Source organism: uncultured Pseudokineococcus sp. (genome assembly GCF_947495735.1).
In the GTDB taxonomy this organism is placed as follows: domain Bacteria; phylum Actinomycetota; class Actinomycetes; order Actinomycetales; family Quadrisphaeraceae; genus Pseudokineococcus.
The window spans coordinates 1-10,259 of sequence record NZ_CANMAA010000027.1 but is presented as its reverse complement, the minus strand read 5'-3'; the positions used below and the strand labels follow the sequence as shown (position 1 = coordinate 10,259).

The 10,259-nt window shown below is 78.9% G+C and carries 8 protein-coding genes; 1 reads left to right on the top strand and 7 read right to left on the bottom strand.

Going from position 1 to position 10,259, the window contains the following annotated elements:
• Positions 1–417: 417 nt before the first annotated feature.
• From Q0848_RS18695 to Q0848_RS18665, 7 genes are all read right to left on the bottom strand, one after another.
• Complete coding sequence (locus tag Q0848_RS18695; protein WP_299040328.1) at positions 418–915, bottom strand: pilus assembly protein TadG-related protein; 498 nt, start codon at positions 913–915, stop codon at positions 418–420.
• Positions 912–1,397, bottom strand: coding sequence for a pilus assembly protein (locus Q0848_RS18690; protein ID WP_299040326.1), 486 nt, complete (start codon positions 1,395–1,397; stop codon positions 912–914). The genes Q0848_RS18695 and Q0848_RS18690 overlap by 4 nt, the downstream gene beginning before the upstream one ends.
• Positions 1,394–1,759 carry a TadE/TadG family type IV pilus assembly protein gene (locus Q0848_RS18685; RefSeq protein ID WP_299040325.1) on the bottom strand — a complete coding sequence of 122 codons (366 nt, stop codon included), beginning with the start codon at positions 1,757–1,759 and terminating at the stop codon, positions 1,394–1,396. The genes Q0848_RS18690 and Q0848_RS18685 overlap by 4 nt, the downstream gene beginning before the upstream one ends.
• A 41-nt stretch (positions 1,760–1,800) precedes the next feature.
• Positions 1,801–1,983 (bottom strand): hypothetical protein, encoded by a 183-nt coding sequence (locus Q0848_RS18680; RefSeq protein WP_366146682.1) that lies wholly within the window; start codon positions 1,981–1,983, stop codon positions 1,801–1,803.
• A 213-nt stretch (positions 1,984–2,196) separates the two neighbouring features.
• Positions 2,197–3,099 (bottom strand): type II secretion system F family protein, encoded by a 903-nt coding sequence (locus tag Q0848_RS18675; protein ID WP_366146681.1) that lies wholly within the window; start codon positions 3,097–3,099, stop codon positions 2,197–2,199.
• 74 nt (positions 3,100–3,173) lie between these two features.
• Positions 3,174–4,040: a type II secretion system F family protein gene (locus tag Q0848_RS18670; protein WP_366146680.1), complete on the bottom strand. Its 867-nt coding sequence runs from the start codon at positions 4,038–4,040 to the stop codon at positions 3,174–3,176.
• A 1-nt stretch (position 4,041) separates the two neighbouring features.
• Positions 4,042–5,265 carry a CpaF family protein gene (locus tag Q0848_RS18665; RefSeq protein WP_299040319.1) on the bottom strand — a complete coding sequence of 408 codons (1,224 nt, stop codon included), beginning with the start codon at positions 5,263–5,265 and terminating at the stop codon, positions 4,042–4,044.
• A 239-nt stretch (positions 5,266–5,504) separates the two neighbouring features.
• On the opposite strand from Q0848_RS18665, the gene Q0848_RS18660 reads away from it, so the two are divergent.
• Positions 5,505–10,067: an FtsK/SpoIIIE domain-containing protein gene (locus Q0848_RS18660; protein ID WP_299040318.1), complete on the top strand. Its 4,563-nt coding sequence runs from the start codon at positions 5,505–5,507 to the stop codon at positions 10,065–10,067.
• Positions 10,068–10,259 lie beyond the last annotated feature (192 nt).

Here is a 10,259-nt window from a genome sequence, read left to right as displayed (position 1 = left end):
ACACGACAACCAGCCGAACCACAAAAACTTGGCATTCGACTTTGGCACGCTGTTGAGTTCTCAAGAAGCAGACCCGCCTGACGTCCGACCGCGGGGCCGGACCTCCAGGAGGCAACCGCTCAAACCTAGGCCATCCGACTCCAGAGCGTCAACCACCGAGGTGGTCTGGCCTGAGCCGGTGTCCCGGTCCCTTGCGGCGAGAAGAACGTTACCCCACCTCCAGGGGTCCTCAGGACCACCGGACGGCCTCGCTGAGGTGCACGGCGGCGCGCTCGGCCGCACCTGCTGCGAGCCGGCGCTCAGCCCCCCACGGAGCCCGCGACCGCCGGCATCGGAGACCGTCGACCCCCCGATCTCCGTGGGCCCCCGGACCGAGGTGCCCCTGGCCCCCCTCCGGGCCCAGTGCCCCCCGTGCCCTCAGCCGGGTGCGAGCGCCGTGCGCGCCCTCGAGGTCACCGTGATCGCCAGTGGGCCGCCCGTCGCGGTCGTGCCCGGCAGCAGACCCAGCACGGGCACGTCGGCCGTCGCCACCAGGACCACCTCGGCGGTCCTTCCGTCCGGCGTCCCGGTCCCCGGCGCCACCGCCAGCCCGTCGAAGCGCTCGGCGGCCCCGGCCCGTGCGACGTGCGCCTGCACCGCCGAGCGCACGCCGTCATCGGTGAGGGGGACACCGGTCCCAAGGGAGCCGGAGCCGCCGTAGTAGGCCTCGCGGTCCAGCGCGTCGGCGGCGTCCGCGGCGGCTGCGTCGGCGAGCGCCCACAGGCGCTTGCGCTCGAGGTGGACGGCCGAGGCCGCCGTGACCACGAGCACCACCACCAGCGCGAGGACGCTGTAGCCCAGCACGAGCAGGGCGACCTGCCCGGCATCCCCCTCGCCGACGTACCCCGAGCGCGACCTCCACCTCCAGCGGTTCACGGCGCGGCGGCGAAGCGGTCGCCCGCCGCCGTCCCCGTGGCGACCACCGGCACGCGCGCCGGCACGACCCCGTCGAGGAGGGCCGGCACGCCGGGGAGCCCCACCTCGACGGTGACCGTCGTCCGGACCAGGGAGTCCGGAGCGCTGCAGGGGTCGGTGGAGCACCGGACGTCGAGCCGCGCCGCCGAGCTGTCGAAGCCCTGGTCCGCCAGGGCCAGCCCGACCACCGTCTCGGCGTCTGCGCGCCCCGTGCTCCCCGCACCCGGCGCCGCGATCACGCGAGCGGACTCGCGCGCGGCGCCCTCCGCGGCGAAGACCGCGGCCTGCACGCGGGCCACGCACAGCACCAGGTAGACCACGGGGACGAGGAGGAGGACGCCGAGGACCACGAACTCCACGACCGCGCTCCCGCTGTCCGCCCCGGCCGCCACGGCGCGCTCACGTCGTCGCCGCACGGCGGCTACGAGGCGCGAGACGCTCACCCGGCGTCCTCGGCCGCACCGACCACCAGACCCCGTCCGCGCACCTCGAGGACGTCGCCGACCCCGAGGAGGCCGGCGACCGGGAGCGGGGCCGCCACCCGGACCTCGACCACCCGCCGGCCCCCGACCCCGGTCGTGCGCGCCTCGACGTCGCGGGCGTAGGCGGGCGAGAGGGCCGCCGTCACGAGCTGTCGGGTGCGCTCCGCGCCGTCGGCGGGCGTGCGGTCGCCGAGGGCGCCGAACCGCGCCCCCTCGGCCGCGCAGTCGACCACGGTCGCCCGCACGTGGAGCACCACCGCGAGCTGCAGCACCGCGGTGAGCACGAGCGTCAGGAGGGCCGCGACGAGGGCGAAGTCGACCACCGCCGAGCCGCGGTCCCGCGGTCCGGCACCGCGTGCCGCCCTCAGCCGCCGCTGAGGACGCGGTCCATGGCCGTCGAGAAGACCTGCGCCAGGCGCGGTCCGGCCACGGCCCAGAGCGCCACCACCAGGCCCGCCGTCATCAGGGTCACCATCACCCAGCCCGGGACGTCGCCGCGGTCGGAGCCCTTCAGCGCGGCGATCCTGACCGCGACCCCCCGTCCCATCCGTGCCGCGGCGCCCGCGGCCCTCGTCGCCGTCCTCGTCAGGGTGGTGCTCATCAGGTGCTCCGTCTCGTTCGTCGGGCAGGTCGTCGGATGCGGCGTCGGGCTCGCGGGGCGCGGCGGGACACCCGTGGTGCGCCCGCGGCGTCGGCCGGGTCGCCCCTCGCAGGACCTCGCCGGCGGGGTCGGCGGGGCCGGCGCGCTGCCGGCGCGCGCTCACAGGTCGAGCCTCAGCACGGCGAGACCGGGGAAGACCGCGAAGACGACCGTGATGGGGAGCACCATGAACACGACCGGGACCATCATCGCGATCTCCTTGCGACCACCGCTCTCGAGCAGCGCCCGTCGGCCCTCGTCGCGCACGTCCTGGGCCTGCGCGCGGAGCACGTCGGCCAGCGGCGTCCCGCGCTCGACGGCCACGGCGACGCCGTCCACGAAGCGCGCGAGGCTGGGCAGGCTCGTGCGGTCCGCGAGCCCCTGGAGCGCCTGGACCAGCGACGCCCCAGCCCGCGCCTCCGCGAGCGTGCGGCGCAGCTCGCCCGACAGCTCGCCGGCGCACGTGCGCGAGACCCGCTCGAGCGCCCCCACGGCCCCCTCGCCGGCGCTCACGGACAGCGCCAGCAGCTCGGCGACCGTGGGGAACTCCGCCGTCATCCGCTCCTCGCGCCGCTGCACCGAGCGGGTGAGCCACCAGTCGCGCAGCAGGACGCCGCCCGCACCGCCCAGGAGGACGAGCAGGGCCAGCGGGACGACCGCGACGCCCCGCGCGCTCGCGACCAGCACCGCCGCCAGCACCCCGCCGAGCAGGCCCGCGAGCCCCCAGACCACCTGCTGGGCGCGGAAGTCCTCCACGGAGGTGCTGCGCCCGAGCTGGTCGAGTCGCTTGCGGACGCCCGCACGACCGCCCAGCACGCGCTCGACACCGCGCACGGCGTCGGCCATCACCGGGGCCAGCATCCGCTCGACCACGACCAGCGGGCCCGGTGCGGAGTCCTCCTGCAGCAGCCGCGACGGCGGCACCGCGTCCCGGACGTACGGCGCGATGCGGTCCTGCAGGGACACCCGCCGCAGCACGGGCAGGCGGACGAGAGCGAGCCAGAGCCCGAGCCCCGCCACCAGGCCGAGCCCCGCACCCTCCCAGGACCACACCTGCGCCGACGGGGCGACGTCGCCGACGAGCAGCGCGGCCGGCGTCACCGGAGCACCCGTTCCTCGTCGGGCAAGCGCCCCAGACGCACCATGAGGCGGTACGCGACGACGGACGCCGCGCCCCCGGACGCGAGCACCACCGCGCCGGTGGCGCTGTCGTAGGCGTCGACGGCCTCCGGCCGAGAGGCCAGCAGCCCGAGGACCAGCCACGGCGCGGCGACGGCGAGACGGGCCCCGTTGACCGTCCAGCTCTGGCGCGCCTCCAGCTCGGCGCGCGTGCGGGCGTCCTCGCGCAGGAACGTGGACAGGGTGCGCAGCAGCCGGCCGAGGTCGCTGCCGCCCACCTCGCGGGTCAGGCGCAGCGCCTCGACGATGCGGTCCGCGACCGGGTCGGCCAGCGACGCCTTCAGGCGGTCGAGGCAGTCGCCGAACCGCCCGGTCGCCCGGTAGTCCTCCGCGAAGGCCGCGAAGGCCGGGCGGAGCTCGACCGGGCCCCTGACCGACAGCTGCGCGAGCGCCTCGGGCAGGGACAGGCCGGCACGGATGCCGGAGGTGAGGTGGTCGACGGCCTCGGGCCACTGCTCGCGCGTGCTGGTCCGCCGCGCCCGGGCCCGCGACCGCACGACGGCGCGGGGCGCGAGGGCGGCGATGAGCCCGAAGGCGCTCGCCACGACCGGCGACCCCGAGAGCGCCAGGACGGCCACCCCCACCACGGCTCCGGAGACCACCGCCGCCATCGCCAGCGCCACCGGGCCCACGCCCGGCATGTCCGCCTGGACCAGCTCGTCGCGCAGGGCGGCCGTCCTGCGCGAGGGGCGCCGGGGCGCCACCTCCCCGGGCGCCGGGACCCAGCACGCCCACCAGACGCAGAACAGCCCGGCCCCGGCCGCGAGCCCCACGAGCGCGCCCACCTCAGGCGCCGCCCAGCAGCGCGCGCAGGTCGTGCCCCGCCCGCTCGAACCGGTCCTCGTGGGGCGGGAAGCCGTCGGCGCGCACGAGCGAGCCCCCGACGGTCGTGAAGACGTCCGCCACCTCCACGACGTCGTCCTCCACGCGCCCGGGCACCGCGAGGACCTCCCGCACGCTGCGCCGGCCGTCGCGGTCGAGGGCCACGTGCACCACCAGGTCCACGCTGCTCGCCACCGTCGGCACGACGAAGCGGCTGCTCACGTTCTCCCCCGCCAGCAGCGGGAGCGTGCACATCTTCGAGACGGCCTCGCGGGCGCTGTTGGCGTGCACGCTGGCCATCCCCGGCAGCCCGGAGTTGAGGGCGATGAGCAGGTCGAGGCTCTCCTCCTGGCGCACCTCCCCCACGACGATGCGGTCGGGGCGCATGCGCAGCGCCTCCTTGACCAGGCGCCGCAGCGGGATCTCCCCCGTCCCCTCGAGGCTCGGCTGCCGGCACTGGAGGCCGACGCAGTCGCGCAGTGGCACCTTCAGCTCGAACACCTCCTCGCACGTGACGACGCGCGAGCGAGGGGGGATGGCCGCGGCCAAGCAGTTCAGCATCGTCGTCTTGCCGGCCTGGGTGCCTCCGGACACCAGCACGTTGAGCCCTGCGGAGACCGAGGCCTCGAGGAAGGCCGCGGCCCTGGAGGTGAGCGAGCCGAGGGCGACCAGGTCCTCCAGGCGGTCGGCCCGGACCACGAACTTGCGGATGTTGACGGCCCAGTGCTCCCGCGTGACGTCCGGGATGACGACGTGCAGGCGGCTCCCGTCCGGCAGGCTCGCGTCGACGAAGGGCGAGCTCAGGTCGACCCGTCGGCCCGAGGTCTTCAGCATCCGCTCGACGAGGTCGGCGACCTTCTCGCGGGACAGGATCGTCGTCGTCAGCTCCGGCCGGCCGCCCCGGGCGACGAAGACCTTGCCCGGCTCGTTGATCCAGATCTCCTCCACCTCCGGGTCGTCCAGGTGCTCCTGGAGCGGCCCCAGGCCGCCGACGGCGTCGAGCACGCGCTTGACCACGCCGTCCTGCTCCGGCAGGCGCGGCAGGGTGCCGAGCAGCGACCTCTCGTCGTAGTCCGCGACGACGTCCTCGACGAGCGCGCGCAGCACGGCCGGCTCGCGGGAGGGGTCCAGGCCGCGCCGGCGGACGAGCTCGCGCACCTCGTCCTCGACCATCGCCACCGCGTCCACGCCGCTCCCCCGTCCTCGGCGGCGGCTCCCCGCGCCCGCCGCTCTCCGTCACGGCGCGGGCTCCTCGACGGGCCCCTGCGCCACGGCGTCCACGCTAGGCAGACCGGGCGTCCCCGTGCGGGCGGTCCACATCCCCCGTTGTGGTGACTCCGCGTCACCTCGGTGCCCGCGGGCACCGCTGGGCCGGCGCCTGTGGACGACGGCTGCGCCCCGAGCGGCGGCCCCGCCAGGGTGCGCTCGTGGACCACGGCCCCCTGCGCATCACCCTCCTCGACGAGGACGCGCCCGACGCGCCGTCGGAGGTGGAGGTCGACCTCGCAGGTGCCGGGCCGGGGAGTGCGGGGCCCCTCCTCGAGGACCTCGCCGGAGAGCTCGGGGCCTGCCTCGACGCGCCGGTGGTGGCCGGCGCCCGCGGGGCGGACCCCGCCGCTGGACGCACCTGGTGGTGCGCGGGCTCCCCCGTGCCCGCGGGCGCCAGGCTGGGTGCGCCACCGCTCGTCCAGGGCGCGCTGCTGGTCCGCCGCCGGGAGGGCGCCGCGCGCCCCGAGGCCCGTGCCGGGCTCCCGCCCCGCCCGCCCGCGGTGCTGCACCTGCACGTCGTGGCCGGACCGGACGCGGGCGCCGTCGTCCCGCTGCCTCCCGGGCCGCACGTGGTGGGCCGCGGCGCGGGAGCCGACGTGCGCCTGGAGGACCCGCGGCTCTCGCGCCGCCACGTCCGGCTCGACGTCGACCGGCGGGGCGCCGTGGTGACCGACCTCGGGACGACCAACGGGACGCGCCTGGACGGCGAGCCGCTGCGCGGTCCGGGGGCGCCCGCCGGCGCGGGTGCCCGGGTGGCCGTGGGCTCCACCGTGCTCGAGCTGCGGCTCGGGGGGAACCCGCTGCGGCCGGGCGCCTGGGACGGGCTCGGCCACCGGCTCGTCGCCCGGACGAGCCGGGCGCCCTCGGGGGCGGCCGGCGCCCGGGTCACCCTGCCCCGCACCCCGGAGGCCCCGGAGAGGCCCCGGGGCGCGTGGGCGCCGGCGCTCGTGCCCCTCGTCGTCGCCGTCCCGATGGCGCTGCTGTGGAGCCCCTGGGCCCTGCTGATGGGGCTGGCCTCGCCGCTGGTCGCCGTCGCCACGACGGCCGGCGAGCGGCGGGCGTGGGCGCGCCGGTGCGCCGCGTCAGCCGCCCGGGCGGAGCGTCGACGGCGGGCGGGTCGCGAGGACGCCGCGCGTGCGGTGCGGGCCGAGGAGGTGCTGCTGCGCAGCCGGGCGCCGGGGGCCGCCGACGTGGCGCTGGCCCTGGCGACCGCCGGGCCGCGGCTGTGGGAGCGACGGCCGCAGGACCCGGTCTGGCTCTCCGTCGGCACGGGGACGGCGCCGTCGTCCACGCACGTGCTCGTCGAGGACGACGAGGGCGGTGCCCGAGAGCACGTGCCGCTGCTCCACGACGTCCCGCTCGGCGTCGACCTCACGGGCGCCGGGGCGGTCGGGGTGGTCGGCCCGCCGGACGCCGTCCGCGCCACCGCGCGCTGGCTGGTCCTGCAGGTCGCGGCGCTGCACGCCCCCTCGGACGTCGGCGTCGCCGTGCTCGCCGGGACGGGAGGAGGGCGGCGGGCGCCGTGGTCGTGGGCGGGGTGGCTGCCCTCGGCCGGGCCCGGGGCGGTGGCGGCGGGCCGGTCGGCGCGCGAGCTGGCAGTGGCCCGGCTGCTCGAGCTCGCGGACGGCGCGGGCGAGCCGCGGGACCGGACGGAGCGGGCGACGTCCCCCGGGCGGACCCTCGTGCTCGTCGACGACGACGACGAGGTGCGCGCCACCCCGGGGCTGGTCCGCCTGCTCCGCGAGGGACCGGGCTCGGGGGTGCTGGCCGTCTGCCTCGGCCGGGCGCCCGAGGCGCTGCCGGACGGCTGCGGGGCGCTCGTGGAGCTGGGCGGGGAGGGCCGCACCCAGGTGCGCGTCACCAGCGGCGCCGGGCACCCGCTGCGGGGCAGCGCCACGGGCGTCTCGGCGGCCACGGCGGCGCGCACGGCTCGCGCCGCCGCACCGCTGCGCGAGGCGCAGGCGCCGGGGGCCGGGCCCGGGCGGGACCTGCCCGACCGGGTGGTCCTGGGCGAGCTGCTCGGCCCGGCGGGCGCGCCCGACCCGGCCGCCGTGGTGGCGACCTGGCGCCGGACCTCCCGCGACGGCGGGTCGGTCGCCGTGCCGGTGGGCCGGGGCCCCGACGGGCCCCGGCTCCTCGACCTCGTCGCCGACGGGCCGCACGCGCTGGTCGCGGGCACGACGGGCTCGGGCAAGAGCGAGCTGCTGCGCACCCTGGTGACGTCCCTGGCCCTGCACCACGCGCCGGAGGACCTCTCCTTCGTGCTGGTCGACTACAAGGGCGGGGCCGCCTTCGCGGGCGTGGCCGAGCTGCCCCACGTCAGCGGCCTCGTGACGGACCTCGACCACCACCTGACCGCCCGGGCGCTGCGCTCCCTCGGCGCGGAGGTCGCGCGGCGCGAGCGGCTGCTGCGCGCCGCGGGTGCCGAGGACCTGCGGGCCTACCGCGAGCGGCGGCGACCCGGGGACCCGGTGCTGGGGCGTCTCGTCCTGGTCGTGGACGAGTTCCGCGTCCTGGCCGAGGAGCTCCCCGACTTCGTCGACGGCCTCGTCCGGCTCGCCGCGGTGGGCCGCTCGCTGGGGCTGCACCTCGTCCTCGCCACGCAGCGCCCCGCGGGCGTGGTCGGTCCTGACGTCGCGGCCAACGTGAACCTCAGGATCGCCCTGCGGGTGCGCGACGAGCACGACTCCCTCGACGTCGTGGAGGCGCGGGACGCCGCGCGGCTGTCCCCCGGCGTCCCGGGGAGGTCGCTGTGGCGGGTCGGCGGCGGGGCGCTCGAGGAGGTCCAGGTGGCCTCCACCGGGCCGGCGCCGACGCGCGGGCCGCGGGTTCGGGGCGCGCGCCCGCACCTCGACGAGCACGGGCAGCCCGGCCGGGGGCGCGACCTGCCCCGGGCCGAGGGCCCGCCCACCGCCGCTCCCCCCGCGCCGCCGGCCGGGGACGCGGGCGACCTGGGACGCCTCGTCGCGACGGTCCGCGACGCCTGGCGCGGGTCGAGGGCGCCCCTCCCGCCCCGGCCGTGGCTGCCGCCGCTGCCGCCCGTCGTCGCGCTGCCCGCCCGCGGCGCCCCGGAGGAGCGCCCCTCGTCGCCTGGTCCCGTCCTGCGCTGGGGCCTCGTGGACGACCCCGACGGGCAGGCCCAGCGACCGCTCGGGTGGGACCTGTCCCGGCGCACCCACCTCCTCGTCGTGGGCGGCCCCCGCTCGGGGCGGACGGGAGCCGCACGGGCTCTCGTGGCGGCCGCCGCGGGCCAGACGACGCCGGAGGAGGTCGTCGTCCACGTCGTCGACCCGGCCGGCGAGCTGGCGGACGCCGCCGGCCTCGCCGCGGTGGCCTCGGTGGTCGCCCACGACGACGACGAGCACGCCGCCCGGGTGCTGGAGCACCTGGTGGGTCTCGTCGACGCGCGCCGCGAGCGCGCGCGGCTGCGCGGCGCGCCCGAGGACCCGAGCACGCCTCCCCCGGCCGGCGGGGACGCCGCGGCCACCACGGGCGAGCCGGTCGTCCTCCTCGTCGTCGACGGGTGGGAGGTCGTCTCGAGCGCGTGGGAGGAGGTGCGCGGCGGCGCGTGCCTGGACCTCCTGCACCGCCTGCTGCGCGAAGGGCCCGGCGCGGGCGTCCTCGTGGCGATGACGGCGGACCCGCGGGTGCTCGGCGGCCGGACCGGTGCGGCCTTCGGGGACCGGGTCGTGCTGGCGCTGGCCGACCCCGTCGACGCCGTGCTCGCCGGGCTGCCGGCGCGCGCCGCCCCCGCACCCGGTGCCCCGCCGGGCCGGGGGGTCCTCGTGCGCGCGGGGGCGGAGGCCACGGTCGCCGCAGCGGGCAGGGGGACCTCGACCGGCCCGCTCGAGGTGCAGGTCGCCGCGGTGGAGGCGCTGGGGGCCCTCGGCCCGGTCGTGACGGCTGGCGACGACCGACCCGTGCGAGCAGCGCGACGGCTGCCGCCGATGCCGCGGCGCGTGCTCGACGACCACCTCCCGGCGCCCGTCGGGGAGCTGCTGCTGGGGGTGGGGGGCACCCACGTGGAGGCCGTCGGGCTGCGCGCCGACCTGGACGGGCCGGTGTGCTCGGTGCTCGGGCACCCCGGGTCCGGCCGGTCCACCGCGCTGGCGGTGCTGGAGCGGTCGGCGGCCCTCCGGGGGTGGTCGAGCGTGCTCCTGCGGGCCGGCGCGGCGGCCGCGTGGGCCGGGGAGCCGCCGGCCCCGACGGCGCGCCGCGTGGCGGCGGACGCCGGGGACGCCGCGGCGCTGCTGCAGGAGGCGCTCGGGGCGCGGGACCGGGGACGACCGCTGCTGCTGCTCGTCGACGACGCCGACCTGCTCGAGGCGTCGGCGGTCGCCGAGGTGCTCTCGCGCGCGGCCGAGGGCCTCGTGCCCGGGACCGGCGACGCTGCGGGAGCGGCCCGACCCGACCGGGACCCGCGCCTGCGACCGGGTGACCTGCTGGTGCTCGCGGCCAGCACCCCGGTCGCCGTCACCCGCTCGAGCGGTCTGCTGGCGACGGGGCGCCGCACGCGCAGCGGCGTCCTGCTCGGCCCGTCCGGGCCGCTGGACGGGGAGGCCCTCGGCCTGCCGCTGCGCCACCGCGGCGGCGGCCCGCCGCCCGGGCGCGGGCTGCTCGTGCGGCGGGCCCGCGCCACCCCGCTCCAGGTGGCGCTCCCCGGGTCCGGCCCGCACCGCCGCCGACCCGCGTCGCCTGAGCCGGTCGTCGCCCGGCCGTGACCGGGCGCGGTCCCAGCGCCGCGGCACCGGACGAGGCTGCTGGACGAGGCTGCTGGGGATCCGCGCCAGGAGGGGCAGCACCAGGAGGGGCAGCACCAGGACGGGGCGGCGGAGGGGGGCACCAGGCGGGGCACCAGGCGGGGCACCAGGCGGGGCACCAGGCGGGGCACCAGGCGGGGCACCAGGCGGGGC

Excerpts from the sequence above, each read along its gene's own strand:
- Q0848_RS18680 (WP_366146682.1), bottom strand. The coding sequence starts at position 1,983 with ATGGGACGGGGGGTCGCGGTCAGGATCGCCGCGCTGAAGGGCTCCGAC.